The following is a 16700-nucleotide window of genomic DNA, read 5'->3' as shown; positions in this document are numbered from 1 at the left end:
GGCCGCGGCATCCATGCCGCGGACACCCCCGCAACCGGACCCACCCCGCCTTCGACAGTTTCCCGCGATCTGTCGGAATGGCGTGGTCTGCCCTTGGTGGGTGTCGACCTTGGTCGACACAGATCTGACCCCAGAATTTCATTCGATATCTGACAGATTTCATCCACGCATGGCGTGGATCTACTGGGCACCGGGAAACTGTCAGAGGTGGGACGGTGTCGGATTGCGGGGTGTCAGCCGCATGGATGCGGCTGCCAAGCCCCCATGGGCGGGTTCACGGCGTCCCCGCAATCCGACACCGCCCCGCCATCCCACAGAATGCCGCTGTTGCTGTTGCTCGGCTGTTGCCGTTGTTTCGGCAGGTGCAGGGCGCAGCCCTGCCGATAAACCCCTTACTTCAGCCGGCGACCGGAACGATCGATGCGGAACCACTCGCCGCCTTCCATCGGCGTATGCCCGTCGCCATCGGGCGTGCCTCGGCGGCAGCCGTTGCAGACCTCGGCCACGCCGTCCTGGAATGGCCAGGCAAAATCGAACGTGGCCGCAATCACCTGCTCGAAGGCAGCGTTGAAGTAGCTCACGCGATTGCCGACGCGGCCGCGGAACAGGCCTTCCTGCAGGGAGTCTGCGCCGTTGTCCCAGGTGATCACCGCCTGGCTGCGGCCGCGACGGTCGACGTAGTGGAAGCCGTCGGCGGTCTGTACCAACGCCAGGCCGTCGCCGTCGTAGGGAAGATCCTGCAGGGTGTCCGCGCTGATCTGCGGCTTGCCATCGACGACCTCGCAGCCGGGCAGCATCCACAACCCGTGTTCTTCGGTCATGACCTTGCAGGCCGGCCCCTGCGCTGACGCGCAGGTACTGGCCAGCACGCCCAGCAGGGCCAGCCAGCGCACATGGCGCAGGCTGGCCAGGGCAGGGCGTGCCGGCCGAGCCATCACTTGCTGTCAGCCTTGCGCTCGAAGGTGGCCGGTGCCGGCAGTTCCACCGGTACGCCCTTGTCGTCGCAGGTGCCGGCCTTGCACAGGCGGTCGCGCAGGGCAGGGGTGGCCTGCACGATCATGTGGTAGATCGCGTTCTGTTCCAGGGTGCCGCGGATCGCCTTGCTGCCCGGGCCGCGTGCCCAGATGCCGACGTCCTCGCCACCATGCGATTCGGACTTCATCGGTACCAACGCTTCCTGCATGTAGTCCGGATGCTCGGTATCGACATCGTGCAGGTTCGGGCGGCCGTTGGCCGGCTCGAAGCTGCTGGGGTTGTGCGGGTAGCGCTTCGGGCCCGCCGGCTGCTGGTTGCTGGTGCCGGTGTGGCCGGGGCCGTTGGCATAGCTCAGGGTGGTGTAGGGCTGGCCGTTGCCATCCAGTGCCAGGTCGAGCTTGCCCGCACCGTCTTCGCCGCCCTTGTCCTTCACCTTGCCCAGGATCGGGTTGCCACGGGCCGGGTAGCCGACGAAGTTCAGGGTGTGCGAATGGTCGGCGGTGACGATGATCAGCGTGTCGTCGGCCGAGGTCAGCTCGTTGGCCACGCGCACGGCATCGGACAGGGCCACGGTCTCGGTCAGCGCACGGTAGGCGTTGCCGCTGTGGTTGGCGTGGTCGATGCGCGCGCCTTCGATCATCAGCACGTAGCCTTCCTGATGGCGCGACAGGTTCTTGATCGCTGCAGCGGTCAGCTCGGCCAAGCTCGGCTCACCGGCCGGGTCCTGCGGACGTTCGTACTCGTAGCGCATGTGGTCCGGCTCGAACAGGCCAAGAATCGCCGGTGCGTTGGCGGCGGCCTGCAGCTGCTTGCTGTTCCACACATAGGCGCCCTGCGGGTGTGCCTGCTGCCATTCCTGTACCAGGCTGCGGCCGTCCAGGCGCTGGCCGACCTTGTCGTCGTACTCGGGGTCGCGCTCTTCCACGGTGGTGAACTCACCGCGACCACCGCCCAGGGCGACCAGCGGGCCGCGGCCGTAGCGCGAGGTCGACAGCAGCTGCTGGGCGATGTCCTTGCAGCCGGCGGCCTTGGCCGCTTCGGTCAGGTCGGTGTCGTTTTCCCAGTTGCGCTCGGGCGAATGCGCGTAGGTCGCGGCCGGCGTGGCATGGGTCAGGCGTGCGGTGGAGACCACGCCGGTGGCCAGGCCGGCGCTGTCGGCCAGCTGCAGCCAGGTCAGCAGGCCCTTGGACAGGCTGTCGGCGCAGTCGGTGCGGCTGCCGGCACTGACGCCGATCGCACCCATGTGGGTCTTCACGCCGGTGGTGATGGCGGTCATGGTGCCGGCCGAATCCGGCGTCTGCGAATCGGTGTTGTAGGTCTTGCTGAACGCGGTGGCCGGGAAGCGCTCCCACGACAACAGGTTCTCTTCGCCCGAGCCGCCCTTCTGCTGGCCTTCGTAGATGCGCGAGGCGGCCACGGTGGTCAGGCTCATGCCGTCACCCAGGAACAGGATTACGTTTTTGGCCTTGCCGGCCATCGCGCCATTGGCGGCCGCCTGGGCGGCACCGCTGCGGTACCACCACTGCGGGGTTTCACCGGCAGGGTGGGCAACGGGGGCGACGCTGACCTTCAGGCCGGCCGGAGCGGACGCGGGGGCGGTGCTGGCGCAGGCGCCGAGCAGCAGGGTCGTGGCGCAGGCGGCCAACAGGGAGACGGAACGACGCATGGACGCTGGGATCTCACAAAGTGAAACGGGACGTTCATTATGCCCGGCCTCGCAAGGCACGCCGATGACACACTGATTTGCCACGTGGGCGGTCGTTCTGCGGCCCGCCTTGGGCTATCGTGCCAGCATCCCTTCCTACCCCCTTGGATTGCCTATGAAGCTGGTCTCTGCCTGGCTGCGGATTCCATTCTGGCAGCGCGTGGTCGGTGGCTTCGTGCTCGGTGCGCTGGCCGGCTGGGCGCTTGGCCCGGCCGCTGAAACCTGGTTCGGCCCGCTCGGCGAGCTGTACGTCACCCTGATCAAGATGATCGCGGTGCCGCTGGTGTTCTTCGCGGTCATCAACGCGATCTCTTCGCTGCACGGCCAGAAATCGGTGGCCGCGCTCAGCGGGCGCACGTTCCTGTGGTTCGTGATCACCGCCGCGCTCGCGGTATGCGTGGGCCTGGGCGTGGGTACGGTACTGCAGCCCGGCGCCGGTGGCCTGCAGCTGTCGATGGCCAGCAACTATGTTCCGCGCGAAGTGCCCAGCGTGGTGCAGGTGCTGCTGGATGTGGTGCCGTCCAACGTGTTCTACGCGCTGTCGGGTATCGGCACCAAGGTCAATGCCGCGGGTGAGACCGTGCTGGCGGCGGGCCGTGGTTCGATCCTGCCGGTGATCTTCTTCGCAGGCCTGGTCGGCTTTGCCATCGTCAAGCTCGGCGAGAAGGTGACCGAAGCGCGCAAGCTGGTCGGGCAGATGAGCGACATCATGATCCAGGTGACCCGCTTCGTGCTGGAAGTCACTCCGATCGGCACCTTCGGCCTGATTGCCGGCCTGGTCGGCAGCTATGGCTTCGAGAAGCTGCTGCCGCTGGGCCACTTCGTGCTGGCGCTGTACGTGGCCTGCGCACTGCACATCGTGGTGGTGTACAGCGCGCTGCTGCTGGCGCACGGGTTGAATCCGCTGAAGTTCTTCCGCGGCGCGGCGCCGGGCATGCAGGTGGCCTTCGTCAGCTCCTCCAGCTTCGCGGCGATGCCGGTTGCGCTGCGTTCGATCACCCACAACCTGGGCGTGAACAAGGACTACGGCTCGTTCGCGGTGCCGCTGGGCGCAAGCATCAAGATGGACGGCTGCGGCGCGATCTATCCGGCGCTGTGCGCGGTGTTCATCGCCCAGTACAGCGGTGTGCCGCTGACGCCCGAGCAGTATGTGGTGGTGCTGATCGCTTCGGTGCTGGGCAGCTTCGGCACCGCCGGCGTGCCGGGTACGGCCGTGATCATGGCGACGGTGGTGCTGAGTGCGGCCAACCTGCCGCTGGAAACCATCGGCTATCTGTACGCGATCGATCGCATCCTGGACATGATGCGCACGATGACGAATGTGACCGGGCAGATGCTGGTGCCGGTGCTGGTGGCCAAGGAAACCGGCCTGCTCGACCAGACGGTGTACGACAACCCGTCCACCAACGTCGGCATCGATGATCCCGACCCGAGCCCGCCGCGCGCCTGAAGCGGCACTGCAACGGGCTGTATCAGCACCTGTAACACTGCTGATACAGCCCCGGTGGCGCCTTGCGCAGTGGTGTTTCCTGCGCGTTAAGGCCAACGGAATCCGAACGAAGTTGTAACACTACGGCGTCATGCCGCCGCGGTGTTACCGGTCAAACCCCCGCTGCGACGGCCTCCCGGTGTTGGCACGAAAGCTGCTCTCACCCTGCGCATATGCAACGGGAGAGCGGCATGGACGGCAGCACCACCCTTATCACTGTTTCTGGCCGGCAGCTTGCGCTGCTGCTGGTGCTGGCCGTTCCGTTGGCGGCGGCTGCTTCGGGTGCCCGCCAAGGGGTGAAGGCGCAGCCTGGCGAAATCGTCCTGTTGCGCGACGTGGCCACGCGCCCGGCCTACCGCATGGCGCCGCCCGGCGTGGCGTTGATCGCCGATCCGAAACCGCAACATGAGATCGCCGCCGCACTCGGCAGCAGTGGCGCCGCCAGCGGCATGGATGAACTCAGCGAGGACGACTACGCCGGTCTCGGCGCCGGTCAGTCCGGCAGCGTGCATGCGCACGGTGTCACCACCGTCGAGCGGGTGACCCAGCAGGCCCTGGGCGGAACCCTCGGCCGCTCGGGCGAGGGGATGATCAGTGGCAGCAGCCTCAGCGGTGCGATGAGCGGCCCGCTGGGTGCGGTCGGCAATACCACACGCGGCATCGGCGATACCGTACGCGGCGCACTGTCGCAGTTCCCGCTGGGCGCACCTGCGCAGGCGGGTGGCAAGTGAAGCGCGCAGTGCTGCTGGCGGCCTGGCTGGCATTGCCGGCCGTAGCCCTGGCCGACGACTACAGCGGCATGCTGGCCTACCTCGATGTGACCCGCATCGATGGCCGCGCATTGGCGGGTGCCAGCGGCACCATCGCCATCAACCAGGCGGCGGGCGATCTCAACATCCAGGCCAACCTGCATGGCATGGCCAGCGGCGACCGCGCCGACGTGGCCATCGCCGCACGGCAGCAGCACAGCAACGATGTCGTGCTGTCGGCACCACTGGAAGCCAGCGCGCACATCGCCGGACAGGCGCTGGCAGGGGCCAGCGGTATTGCATCGATCAACCAGGCCAGCGGCATCGCCAACACGACGCTCAATGTCGTCAGCGCGACGCTGGCCCGGCAAGGAATACGCGAATCCGATGACACGGCGTTGGCCGCCTCGGACATCGCGTCAGCAGGGGGGCAGGGCGATGCCGGTGACGGTGTTGCGGCGGGTATCCGTAGTGTCGGCGTTTCATCGACGGCACTGCGGGGCTTCGACGGTGTCCTGCAACTCAATCAGATCGCGGGAGCGCGAAACGATACGGCCAATGTTCTAGGCCTGGTCGTGCAGGGCAACCCGTGAGTACCACCCACCCGATGTATCACTGATGAGAGAGAGGGCACCATGAAAGCGACTGTCAAAAAGACCGTACTCGCCATGGCAATTGCCACTGCCTCGACCGCTGCTGCGGCCAATGGCTGGGACAACCAGAACGCCAATGCGAACATCAACCACAACCACGTCGTGACCGAAACGCGCAACGACACGCACAACCACACCGACAACGAAGTCCGCAACTGGACCCGCAGCAACACCACGGTACGCAACAACACCGACACCTCGAACGTGACCCGCAATCGCACGGTGAACGTCAACGAGCAGGTGCAGAAGAACAGCAACATCCAGGCCGACGAGCGCAAGGAAAAGAACAACCACGGCGTCGACGTGAACCTGGAGAAGGACCTGCGGCTGAGTTCGGACATCAACTTCTCCGGCGATCCGACCATCACCGGTGACATCGATCTGGATTCGGCCGCCATCGCCGTGATCGACAACCGCCAGTCGATCAGCAACAACCTCACCGGCAACAGCCTGGTCACCAACAGTGCTTCGATCGCCGATGATGTCGGCGCCGGTGCCTCCGGCAACCTCGGCTTCAACGTGGTGGCTGGTGACAACAACGCGCAGGACAACGCTGCGTCGCTGTCGGCTGCGGATGCCTCCTTCAGCTTCGGCATGGCCGACGCCGAGGTGTTCGTCAACCAGGCCGGCTTCGGCAACACCACCATGAACTCCGGCGTCACCAACGCCGCTGGCCTCGGTGGCAATGCCTTCGGCGGTGCATCGGGCAACATCGGTGTGAACATCGCCTCGGGCAACAACAACGAGCAGAAGAACGCACTTGCTGCATCGGTAGCCACCAGTGCGATGGCGCAGTCGAGCATCAGCTCCAACCAGGTGTCCACCGGCAACACCGTGTCCAACGCCGGCTTCGTGCAGTCCTACACCGATACGGTGCAGGTCGGCCTGAGCGGTCGCGTCGCTGGCGGTACCCTGGCCGTGGGTGCCGGTACCTATCGCGGCACCGGCAATGCCTACCAGATGGCCAACTACTACCTCGATACGTGGAGTGGCGATCTGCCGCATCCGGGTGGCAATGCGACCGGGCACATCGATCTGGACAACGAGATCCAGAACGCAACGATGAACCCGAACCGGCCGGGAGTGGGTGGCCTGGGCTTCGATACGCGTGAAAGCGGCACCAGCCAGTTCGTCGAGCTGGGCGTGGCCGACCTGTATGCCAGCCTCAGTGGCACGGTCAGCACCACCCGCTGGGTGAACGTCAATGCGACCAACACCTCGGCACTGTCCGGCAGCGCGTTCTCCGGCGCGTCCGGCAACATCGGCGTGAACGTGGCATCGGGTACCGGCAACCTGCAGGCCAACAGCCTGGCATTGGCCGTGGCACAGCCGAGCACCGGCGGTGGGACCGGCGGCGGCGAATGATCCACGGTGTGACCGCTTTCGCAGCGAACCTGCGTTGAGCGCAACAAGCCCGGCCATCCGCCAATGGCCGGGTTCCCCCGGGAGCCCCTGTCCCTCCTCCCCCTTGGGGCAGGGGCTCCTTCCTTCTCGTGGAGAACAGCATGGCCGGTCATCGCTGGTGGTTGCGTTTGCTGCCCTGCCTGCTGCTGTTGACCAGCGCATCTGGCTGGGCAGGCGAGGTGGTGTTCAGCGGGGTGCTGCCCAATGGCGCGCTGCTGCAGCAGAAGGTGGAAAGCATGCAGGAGCGGCGTTATCGCAACCTGGTGCGGCAGCACACCGACTACAGCTGCGGGGCGGCCGCTCTGGCCACCATCCTGCGTTATGCCTACCACCTGGACACCACCGAGGCGACGGTGATCGAGGGAATGATGGGGGTATCCGATCCACAGCTGGTCAAGGAACGCGGTTTCTCGTTGTTGGACATCAAACGCTATGTCGAATCGCTGGGCATGCGTGGACGCGGCTATCGCATCGATGAATCGCGGCTGCGCACGTTGCGGGTTCCTGGACTGGTGCTGATGGATGTACGCGGCTTCCGGCATTTCGTCGTGCTCAAGCAGGTGCGCGACGGCGTGGTGGAAGTGGCCGATCCGATTCTGGGCAACCGCAGCCTGTCATTGGAAGAGTTCAGCGCCGCCTGGCCGTCACGTGCTGTTTTCGTCGTGATCGGCAGCGACTTCGATCGCAACACGGCGCTGCTGCAACCCAGCGAACGGCCCAGTGCCCGCGCGTTGTATGCGCGGCAGGGACCGATCACCGATGCCGAACTGGTCGACTTCGGCTTCAGCCACGCCGACCTGTTCTGAAGGAGGCACGATCATGCAATGCCAACGTGTAGTACTCGCCCTGCTGCTGATGCTGTCGGTGTCGCCGTTGATGGCGGCAGACGGTGCACCGGGGCGTGGCCTGAAGGAAATACCCGATCCCGAACTGAACCTGATGCGTGGCCGCTACACCGTTGGTGGCAACAACGTGGCCTGGTTCGGGGTGACGATGATTTCGCAGTGGCAGGGGCCCAACGGTGCAGTGGTGCAGGGAGCGCTGACCCTGGGCATGGATTTCCGCAATGGCGGGACACCGAAACTGAGCTTCCAGCCCAGCGTCCACGTCACCGCCGCTGACGCTCCGTTGCCGACCACGGCAGGGCGCAGCATCGACAGTACCGGCCTGGCCAATGCCAGTGGACTGGTGCAGAGCGTGCAGGTGGCCGGCGATGGCAACACCGCGCGCAACGTGACCACGCTGACCGTGCGTGATGGCGCGGTGCCGACAGCGATGACCGACGACGGCAGCCGCATGGCGCAGGCACAGCAGGGTGGCGCTACCGCCACAGCCATGCTCGATGGCAACCAGGCGCGCCTGCTGCTGCAGGTCGACGGGCAGAGCCTGGTACAGCAGTGGATCCGCAACGGCAGCGTGGGGCAGGGCATTGCCTTGGCCGGCGATGGACAGACCGCCAGCAACCGGCTGCAACTGGAACTGGTACGCAACACCGCGGCCAACAACCTGCCCTTGAGCCAGAACGTGGCCCAGGCGATCGGGATGAACCGCGGCATGGGCCCGGGCCAGTAACACGGCCTGGTCAGGGGGAATCGACGTACAACGCAGGTCACCGACATGCACACTCTCTTCCGGCTTACTCCGTTGGCGCTGGCGGCGCTGGCGGCCACCGCCTTCGCCCAGCAGCCTGCGCCCAATGAGGGCGCCGACATGCAGGCACTGATCGCGCAACTGGAACAGCTCAAGGCCAATTACGCCCAAGAGGTACGACGCCTGCGCGAACTGGACATGCAGGTGCAGGCGATGCAGGCGCGGCTGAGCGGTCGCGCAGGCCCCGGTACGACGCCCGCAGCGCCGTTGGCGCCCGCTGCAGCATCCGCCGTTCCGCCCAGCAGCGAAGGCTATGCCAGCAGCGCGGCCGAGGCACAGCAGGCCAAGCAGGAGGCACGGCGCAGCGTGGACGACGTCAAGCAGCAGCAGGCGGCGTTGTTCTCGCGCCGGTTCACCATCGAAAACGGCCTCACCTATGCGCGCTATGACCGCAAGCAACTCACCCTCAACGGCTTCCTCGCCCTGGATGCGATCTTCCTCGGCAACATCGCGATCGAGAATGTCGAATCCGATTCGTTGACCTACAACCTGGCCGCGCGCTGGGGCGTCAGCCCCAACCTCACCTTGAACCTGGACGTGCCATACCTGGCCCGGCGCACTGTCTACCAGAAGGGCGGTGCCGGCGGTGCAGCAGCGGCGATCGCGCAGGAAGAAACCAACGGCAACGGCATCGGCGATGTCAGCCTGAGTGCCAATTACCGGCTGTTCGCCGAACGCGGCTGGCGTCCGGAGACGGTACTGACCGGTGGCGTGACTGCTCCTACAGGTCGCGCACCCTATGGCCTGGACTGGAAAGTGATCGAGCGCGATGACGACGACTACATCCGCTTCGCGGTGCCGCAGGAACAGCCGACCGGCAACGGCGTGTGGCAGGCCAACCTGGGCGTGTCGATGGTGAAGACCGCCGATCCGGCCATCCTGTTCGCCAACGCCGGCTACATCCACTCGTTCCCGCGCGGCTTCAGCGATATCGACAGCAACCCGGATACGGTCAACCCCGGTGACGTGAAGCTGGGTGGTTCGGTGTACTTCGGTGCCGGTGTGGCATTCGCGTTCAACGAGCGCACCAGCCTGAGCATTTCCTTCAGCGACAAGATCAGCACGCGCGCCTCGACCCGGTTCAAGGGCGGTGAATGGGTGAAGGTGATCGGCAGCGATGCCAATGCGGCCTCGCTCAATCTCGGCGTGACCTACGCGTTGAACCAGCACACCACGTTGGTGACGATGCTGGGCATCGGCCTGACCCCGGATGCGCCGGACTTCACGCTGGCGTTCAAGGTGCCGTACATGTTGTAGGCGGGGCGGCCGGGCCATGCCCGGCTGCTTCAAGCTGCCAGCGGTCAGCGCTGCGCCGGCAGCTCAAGATGATGTTTGCGGCACAACCGATAGACCGTCACCCGCGAGATCTGCATGTGCCGCGCGCACGCCGACACGTTGTAGCCATGCTGGCGCAGCGCCTGCAGCAGTACATCGCGCTCCACCTGGCCACGCGCATCCTGCAGCAGCGCGCGCCGTGCGGGCGCATCGGGTTCGGCCAGATCCAGGTCGGCCGCGCTGATCAGTTCTCCCTCCGCCACGATCGCCGCCCGCTGTACGCGGTTCAACAGTTCGCGCACGTTGCCCGGCCAGTCGAACCCGCGCATCGCCTGGTGCGCGCCAGAATCGAAGCCACGTGCACGGCCGGCATGACGTTGGCGGAATGCGCGCAGGAAGTGTTCGGCCAGCAACAGGACATCGGCGCCACGTTCGCGCAGTGATGGCATCGGCAGGCGCAGCACGTTGAGGCGGTAATAGAGATCGCGCCGGAAGCGGCCGTGGGCGACCGCCTGCTCCAGTTCGACATGGGTGGCCGCCAGCACGCGCACATCCACCCGCAGTGGCTGGTTGCTGCCCACCCGTTCCAGCGTGCCCTCCTGCAGCACCCGCAGCAGGCTGGTCTGCGCATCCGCGGGCAGGTCGCCGACCTCATCGAGGAATACGGTGCCGCCATGGGCTGTTTCGAACAGGCCGATGCGACGTTGGGAAGCGCCGGTGAAAGCGCCACGCTCGTGGCCGAACAGTTCGGACTGCACAAGGTTGGCGGGAATGGCACCGCAGTTCACTGCCAGGAAGGGCTTCCCCGCACGCCCGGACAGCGCATGCAGCGCCTGCGCGGCCAGCTCCTTGCCGGTGCCGGTTTCTCCCGTTACCAGCACCGGCAGCTCGACCGGGGCGAATTTGTGCAGGGCAGTGCGGACGGCCAGCAGGGGGGCGCTGTTGCCGATCAGTGCAGGAAGACCGGCACCGTTGTGGGGCGCGGCGAGTGGCAGGTCATCGCCGTCGCACTGGCGCTGCATCGCCGACAGCAGGTCGGGAAGCTCCAGCGGCAGCGAGAACTGATCCTGGCAGGCCCGCAGCAACGCCCCCCAGGCGGGAGGAGGGCTGCCCAGCCCGGCGGGCAGCACGGCCAACCACGGCAGGTGATGGTGCTGCTCGACCCACGGCAGCAACAACTGCGCCGCCTCTGCGTCCAGATGGCGAAGATCTACGACGGCGACCAGATGATCGCGGCCGCGCAGGCCAATGGCCATGGCAGGTGCCGGGCTGACACAGCGCAGTTGCCATCCGGCGGCCGCCAGCGCGCCGCGCTCGGCGGCCGGTGGCTGGCCGAACCAGATCACGCAGCGCGATGGAATCTCCAGGCTTGCCGCCATGCCTTCCCCCAGCATCCGGGCAACGCGGGCGGCTGACAGGTCATCATCGGTGTGCCGCCCCACGCCGGGATGCTGCGGCCACGCGTGGGTGGCCGGTTGCGGCCCAAACGGACCGTGACATCAATGACCAACGCAGCATGCGTCGACCAGCGGCCATCGCCGGCCCAATGAACCAACAAAAAAGCCGCTGCAGGGCAGCGGCTTGTCAGGTCACGTGCGGACGGCCTCGAATCAGAGGTCGACCCGGCGGGCCTGCATGAACTTGTTGCCCCAGTAGCCACTGAGCAGGGTGTCGACGCGGACGTCCTTGCCGGTGCTCGGGGCATGCAGGAAGCGACCATCGCCCACATAGATGCCGACGTGGTCGACCCGGCCCTTGCGGCCGAAGAACACCAGATCGCCTGCGGCCAGGGCGGCGCGGTCGTTGATCAGTTCGGCATTGGCGTCATGCGCCATTTCACGCGAGACGCGCGGCAGCTCGATGCCCAGGGCCGAGCGGAACACATAACCGACCAGGCCGCTGCAGTCGAAGCCGCTGTCCGGATTGCTGCCACCCCAACGGTACGGGGTGCCGAGCAGGGTCATGGCCCGGCGCAGCAGCGACTGCACCTTGCCGTTGTCGGCAGCGGTACCGACCACGACGCTGCCATTGGCGGCGCTGCTGGTGTCGTAATTGGCGAGGAGGCGGCTGAGGTCACCGGCCACCATGGCCGAGCGGTCCATCAGCGGAATGGTGTCATTGGCGGCCAGGTGCGGCAGCAGGGCGGCCAGGGTGGCGCTGGCGGCGGCATCGGCGCGGCTGCGCTGCGGAGCGGTGGCGTCGGCCTTGGCGGCTGCGCGGGGAGCGGTCTCGGCGGTGGCAGCCGGGGTCGCATCGGTACGGGTGGGAGCGGACTGCGACCAGGCGGGAAGGCTGGTCAGACACAATGCCAAGCCCAGCAGAAGCGGGCGGACACTACGCGAAGAAGCGGCGGTCTGGCCTTGGCACGTCGGGTCGTTTGTCGTCACGCGTCGGTCACAAGGAAAAAAACGATGGGGCATCATGCCCTGTAAAAGCGGTAATAAGTTAAAAATTCCGTTAGTAAATCGTTAGTTGCGCAGTGACGCCTGTCACAATTTTGAACATATCGCCTGTTCATTTTAGCGAAGGACGCGTTTCGCCCCTGTGTAGTGGTCCTTCCAGTAGGGTCCGCTGAGCGAATCCAGGCGCACCGTTCCGCCGGTGCTCGGGGCGTGCACGAATCGACCTTCGCCCACGTAGATCCCCACGTGACTGACATTGCCGCGGCTGCCAAAAAAGACCAGGTCGCCGGTCGCCAGGCGCTTCGGATCGATCTTCGGGCCCTGTACCGCCGCCAGGTCGCGTGAGGTCCGCGGCAGCTTCAGGTCCAGCATTTCACGGTAGACGTAGGCGACCAGGCCACTGCAGTCGAAGCCGGATTCAGGCGTGTTGCCGCCATAGCGGTAGGGCGTGCCGACCAGGCTGATGGCGCGCATCAGCACCGAATTGGCGGCCTCGGGGTTGTCCGGTGTGGTACTGGGCCAGCTTGCCGCAGGCGGTGGCGGTGTGGAACGGACGGCCTTGCCGCCGCCACAGGCGGTCAGCAGAAGGGGCAGGGCCAGCAGCAGGGCGGGCGCGAGGAGCCGGCGCGTGCCGGACGAAACTGGCGTGATGTGCATGTTCTCCGGATAATGCGCGACCTTGGATTGGCCGTCATGATGGCGGCGTCCCCGCCGGGCGACAACCCGCCCCAACCCGCCTGCCTCCGGCAGATCCAGACAGAGTTGCGCATGAAGATCGAAAAAGACCGCGTTGTCCGCTTCCACTACACCGTCTCCGAGGCCGGCCAGGAGCCGATCGAATCGTCCAAGGACCGCGGCGAGCCGCTGGCGATCCTGATCGGCCACGGCAACATCATCCCGGGCCTGGAAAACGCCATGATGGACAAGGAAGCCGGCGCGACCTTCGACGTCGACGTTAAGGCGGCCGATGCCTACGGCGAGCGCCGTGATGGCCTGTCCCAGCGCGTGCCGAAGAAGCACTTCGGTACCGCCAAGCTGGTCCCGGGCCAGCAGGTCGTGCTGCAGACCAACTTCGGCCCGCGTGCCGTGACCGTGCAGAAGGTCGGCATGAGCGTGGTCGACGTCGACCTGAACCATCCGATGGCCGGCAAGGACCTGCATTTCGACGTCGAGATCGTCGACGTGCGCGAAGCCGGCAAGGAAGAGCTCGAACACGGCCACGTCCACGGCGACGGCGGTCACCAGCACTGATCGCGTTGCGATCGTGATGGCAGCAACGGCCCGCTTTGGCGGGCCGTTGCGTATGTGGAACAGGGCGGAGCCATCCATGGTCCGCAGGCCGGCGGCATAATGACGGACCTGCACGCCGGATGCCCCGTGAACACCGCTTCCCCTTCCCTGCAACCGGTGGCTTCCGGCGAACGCATCGCCCTGCTGGACATACTGCGCGGGTTTGCCCTGCTGGGCATCCTGCTGATGAACATCGAGGCCCTCAGCGGGCCGCTGGACCTGGCCTTTACCGGCATCGACGCGCATTGGCAGGGCATCGACTACTGGGCCGATGCCTTCGTCTATGTGTTCGTGCAGGGAAAATTCTTCACCCTGTTCTCGCTGTTGTTCGGTGCGGGCTTTGCGGTGATGGCCCAGCGTGCTGAAACGGCGGGTCGCCCGTTCACTCCGTTCTACCTGCGCCGCAGCGCCGGGTTGCTGCTGATCGGCCTGTGCCACGCATTGCTGGTCTGGTCGGGCGACATCCTGGTGCTGTATGCACTGGCCTCGCTGCCGTTGCTGGCCTGTCGCGAAGCACCGCGCAGCTGGCTGCCGTGGATGGGTCTGCTGGTGTATGCACTGGGTGTTGCGCTGATGCTGCTGGTCGGCGCAATGGTGTCGATGGCCACCCCGCAGGACCTGCAGAAGATGCTGGTCGACGCGCAGCAGGGCATCGACCAGCAACGTCTGGTGTATGGCCAGGGCGACTGGATGCAGGCCAACGTGCAGCGCCTGCATGAGTTCGGCGCGTCGCTGGGCGGCATGTTCATTTCCGGGCCCGAAGTGCTGGGTATGTTCCTGCTGGGTGCCTGGTTCGCTGGCAGCGGCGCATTGACCGCGCCCGAGCGTTTCCCCCGGTTATATGCCGGCCTGCGCTGGGTCGCGCTGCCTCTGGGCCTGCTGGTCACCCTGGCGGGTGTGTTGTGGAAGCCCTATCTGGCGCCGGGTGTCTATGACCTGCCGACCACTGCGGCAATGGCACTGGTGGCCGTGGGCGGCGTGCCGATGTGCCTGGGCTATCTGGCCTGGATCGTGCACTGGCGTGCGCGCATGGGCTGGCTGGCGCCGGTCGGCCGGATGGCGCTGACCCATTACCTGGGTCAATCGCTGGTCTGTACGTTGCTGTTCTATCACTACGGGCTGGGGTGGTTCGACGCAGTGCCGCGTGCCTGGCAGCTGCTGTTCTCATTGCTGCTGTTCGCTGCGCAGGTAATCCTCAGCCATCTGTGGCTGCGCCGTTTCCGCTTCGGCCCGATGGAATGGCTGTGGCGTGCGATGACATACCAGCAGTGGCCGGCAATGCGCGGTAGGGCCGGGCAGGGGTGATCGATGCAGGCCACGCACATCTCTTCCTGCGTGGCTGCGTGCATCGCCACGCGTGTCGCTGCATACCCTCACGTCTGGCCTGCAGCGGGCCATGGCATGCTCGCAGCAGCATGAGCGCCTGCGTCAGCCAGCTGCCCGCCGATCTTCTCTGCGGGCGCACGCCCGCCATCGATCCTGTTCCCTGTCGACCCGAGCGATTCCGATGAACACTCCTTCTTATGACTACGATCTGATCGTCCTTGGCGGCGGTTCCGCTGGCCTGGCCGGCGCCATCCGCGCTGCGCAGCATGGCAAGCGTGTTGCCCTGCTGGAGCCGGGTGAACTGGGCGGCACCTGCGTGAATGTAGGTTGCGTGCCGAAGAAGGCGATGTGGCTGGCGGCCGATCTGGCCGAGCGCATAAGCCTGGCCAGCGCGATGGGCTTCGACGTGGACGCGCGTCCGGCACTGTCGTGGAAGGAGCTGGTGATCCATCGCCAGGCCTACATCAGCAACATCCACACCAGTTATCACAAGCGGCTGGATGAAACCGGCGTGGTGCGTATTCCGGCCCGTGGCCATCTGCTGGATGCGCACACCGTGGCGTGCAGTGATGGCGTGCAGTACAGCGCTGCACAGATCCTCATCGCTACCGGCGCCCATCCGCAGCGGCCCGACATTCCCGGCGCCGAACTGGGCCTGGTGTCCGACGATTTCTTCGACCTGCGCGCGGCACCGGCCGAGGTCGCGATCATCGGCGGCGGCTACATCGCGGTGGAACTTGCCGGGCTGTTGCAGGCGCTGGGCAGCAAGGTGAGCCTGCTGGTGCGTGGCAGTCGCCTGCTGGAGCGCTTCGACTACGAGCTGACCGCGCAACTGGCCGAGAACCTGCGCCAGCAGGGTGTTCGCATCCACTTCGATTACCGTCTGCGTGAGTTGAAGCGCGACGGCGAGCGCGTGCGCGCTTTCGGCCATGACGGCCCGATCGACAGCGTGTTCGACGCCGTTTTCTTCGCGACCGGCCGGCGCGGCAACAGCAGGGATCTGGGCCTGGAAGCGCTGGGCATCGGCATCGGCGAACACCAGCAGGTGGAGGTGGACGAGTGGCAGACCACGGCGGTGCCGAGCGTGCATGCGGTCGGTGACATCGCTGGCAAGGTCGGCCTGACGCCGGTTGCCGTGGCTGCATCGCGCCGTCTGATGGATCGTCTGTTCGGTGGCCGCCCGGACGCGAAGATGGACTACGACAACGTGGCCAGCGTGGTGTTCTCGCACCCGCCGCTGGGCGCAGTGGGCATGAGCGAGGAAGACGCGCGTGCGCGCTTCGAGCAGGTGACGGTGTACCACAGCCGGTTCCGGCCGATGCTGCAGGCACTGGCCAACGGCACCCAGCGCAGCCTTTTCAAGATGGTCTGTGCCGGGCCGGAAGAGCGTGTGGTGGGTGTACACCTGCTGGGTGAAGCGGCCGACGAGATCCTGCAGGGTTTTGCGATGGCGGTGAAGATGGGCGCGACCAAGGCGCAGTTCGACGACACGGTGGCGATTCACCCGACGTCTGCTGAAGAAGTGGTGTTGATGCGCTGAGCCGACACTCACGGTAGTGCCGGCCACTGGCCGGCAACCTCAACAGCAACTCACGGTAGTGCCGGCCGCTGGCCGGCAACCTCAACAGCAACGGTTGAAGCAACAGCAACAGCGTGCATTCCGTGGGATGGCGGGGTGGGTCCGGTTGCGGGGGACGCTGCAAGTACGTCCCTGTAAGCTCGGTCGCCGCATCCATGCGGCTCACGCCCCCGCAACCGGACCCACCCCGCCTTCGACAGGTT

The 16700-nt window shown here is 66.1% G+C and carries 15 protein-coding genes and 1 pseudogene; 11 read left to right on the top strand and 5 right to left on the bottom strand.

The genetic code is table 11. The features are described from left to right. Positions 1-392: 392 nt before the first annotated feature. Together AC27VL_RS07580 and AC27VL_RS07575 are read right to left on the bottom strand one after the other, a co-directional pair. A complete protein-coding gene (locus tag AC27VL_RS07580; protein WP_488765946.1) occupies positions 393-938 on the bottom strand; it encodes a WG repeat-containing protein in 546 nt (181 codons plus the stop codon). Next, positions 935-2641: an alkaline phosphatase gene (locus AC27VL_RS07575; RefSeq protein ID WP_100553149.1), complete on the bottom strand. Its 1707-nt coding sequence runs from the start codon at positions 2639-2641 to the stop codon at positions 935-937. The genes AC27VL_RS07580 and AC27VL_RS07575 overlap by 4 nt, the downstream gene beginning before the upstream one ends. Positions 2642-2795: 154 nt before the next feature. Here AC27VL_RS07575 and AC27VL_RS07570 point away from each other — a divergent pair, with 154 nt between their 5' ends. From AC27VL_RS07570 to AC27VL_RS07540, 7 genes are all read left to right on the top strand, one after another. Continuing rightward, complete coding sequence (locus AC27VL_RS07570; protein ID WP_025876066.1) at positions 2796-4130, top strand: dicarboxylate/amino acid:cation symporter; 1335 nt, start codon at positions 2796-2798, stop codon at positions 4128-4130. A gap of 230 nt (positions 4131-4360) precedes the next feature. Further along, the gene (locus tag AC27VL_RS07565) at positions 4361-4900 is read left to right on the top strand and encodes a hypothetical protein (protein WP_346585350.1); all 540 of its coding nucleotides are present in this window, start codon (positions 4361-4363) and stop codon (positions 4898-4900) included. Beyond that, on the top strand, positions 4897-5511 hold the full coding sequence (locus AC27VL_RS07560; RefSeq protein WP_488765945.1) for a hypothetical protein: 615 nt from the start codon (positions 4897-4899) through the stop codon (positions 5509-5511). Before AC27VL_RS07565 ends, AC27VL_RS07560 begins: the two co-directional genes overlap by 4 nt. Before the next feature lie 42 nt (positions 5512-5553). Then, entirely contained in the window at positions 5554-6936 is a 1383-nt protein-coding gene (locus AC27VL_RS07555) for an adhesin (RefSeq protein WP_089236356.1), read from the top strand. 140 nt (positions 6937-7076) lie between these two features. Beyond that, the gene (locus tag AC27VL_RS07550) at positions 7077-7781 is read left to right on the top strand and encodes a C39 family peptidase (RefSeq protein WP_100553146.1); all 705 of its coding nucleotides are present in this window, start codon (positions 7077-7079) and stop codon (positions 7779-7781) included. A gap of 13 nt (positions 7782-7794) precedes the next feature. Then, the gene (locus AC27VL_RS07545) at positions 7795-8547 is read left to right on the top strand and encodes a hypothetical protein (protein ID WP_100553145.1); all 753 of its coding nucleotides are present in this window, start codon (positions 7795-7797) and stop codon (positions 8545-8547) included. A gap of 45 nt (positions 8548-8592) precedes the next feature. Continuing rightward, positions 8593-9882, top strand: a complete 1290-nt coding sequence (locus tag AC27VL_RS07540; protein WP_100553144.1) for a transporter — start codon at positions 8593-8595, stop codon at positions 9880-9882. A 44-nt stretch (positions 9883-9926) separates the two neighbouring features. On the opposite strand, the gene AC27VL_RS07535 is transcribed toward AC27VL_RS07540, so the two are convergent. The 3 genes from AC27VL_RS07535 to AC27VL_RS07525 all read right to left on the bottom strand — a co-directional run bounded on the left by AC27VL_RS07535 (position 9927) and on the right by AC27VL_RS07525 (position 12959). Beyond that, complete coding sequence (locus AC27VL_RS07535) at positions 9927-11279, bottom strand: sigma-54 interaction domain-containing protein (RefSeq protein WP_488765948.1); 1353 nt, start codon at positions 11277-11279, stop codon at positions 9927-9929. A 231-nt stretch (positions 11280-11510) separates the two neighbouring features. Then, positions 11511-12287 (bottom strand): C40 family peptidase, encoded by a 777-nt coding sequence (locus tag AC27VL_RS07530; RefSeq protein ID WP_100553143.1) that lies wholly within the window; start codon positions 12285-12287, stop codon positions 11511-11513. 132 nt (positions 12288-12419) lie between these two features. After that, a complete protein-coding gene (locus AC27VL_RS07525) occupies positions 12420-12959 on the bottom strand; it encodes a C40 family peptidase (protein WP_488765947.1) in 540 nt (179 codons plus the stop codon). Positions 12960-13070: 111 nt separating this feature from the next. On the opposite strand from AC27VL_RS07525, the gene AC27VL_RS07520 reads away from it, so the two are divergent. The 4 genes and pseudogenes from AC27VL_RS07520 (at position 13071) to gorA (ending at position 16458) form a co-directional block, all read left to right on the top strand. Next, the gene (locus tag AC27VL_RS07520; RefSeq protein WP_025876084.1) at positions 13071-13553 is read left to right on the top strand and encodes an FKBP-type peptidyl-prolyl cis-trans isomerase; all 483 of its coding nucleotides are present in this window, start codon (positions 13071-13073) and stop codon (positions 13551-13553) included. 99 nt (positions 13554-13652) lie between these two features. Then, positions 13653-14897: a DUF418 domain-containing protein gene (locus AC27VL_RS07515; protein WP_488765944.1), complete on the top strand. Its 1245-nt coding sequence runs from the start codon at positions 13653-13655 to the stop codon at positions 14895-14897. Between the two features lie 54 nt (positions 14898-14951). Continuing rightward, positions 14952-15103 (top strand): annotated as a pseudogene (locus AC27VL_RS07510) (amino acid dehydrogenase); the annotation flags it as partial. Next, complete coding sequence (gorA, locus tag AC27VL_RS07505) at positions 15100-16458, top strand: glutathione-disulfide reductase (protein ID WP_488765943.1); 1359 nt, start codon at positions 15100-15102, stop codon at positions 16456-16458. The pseudogene AC27VL_RS07510 and the gene gorA, both read left to right, overlap by 4 nt. The last annotated feature ends 242 nt before the right edge of the window (positions 16459-16700 follow it).

It is taken from the genome of Stenotrophomonas sp. 14P6.2.3, assembly GCF_057799055.1.
This window is presented reverse-complemented; position numbering and strand designations above follow the sequence as displayed.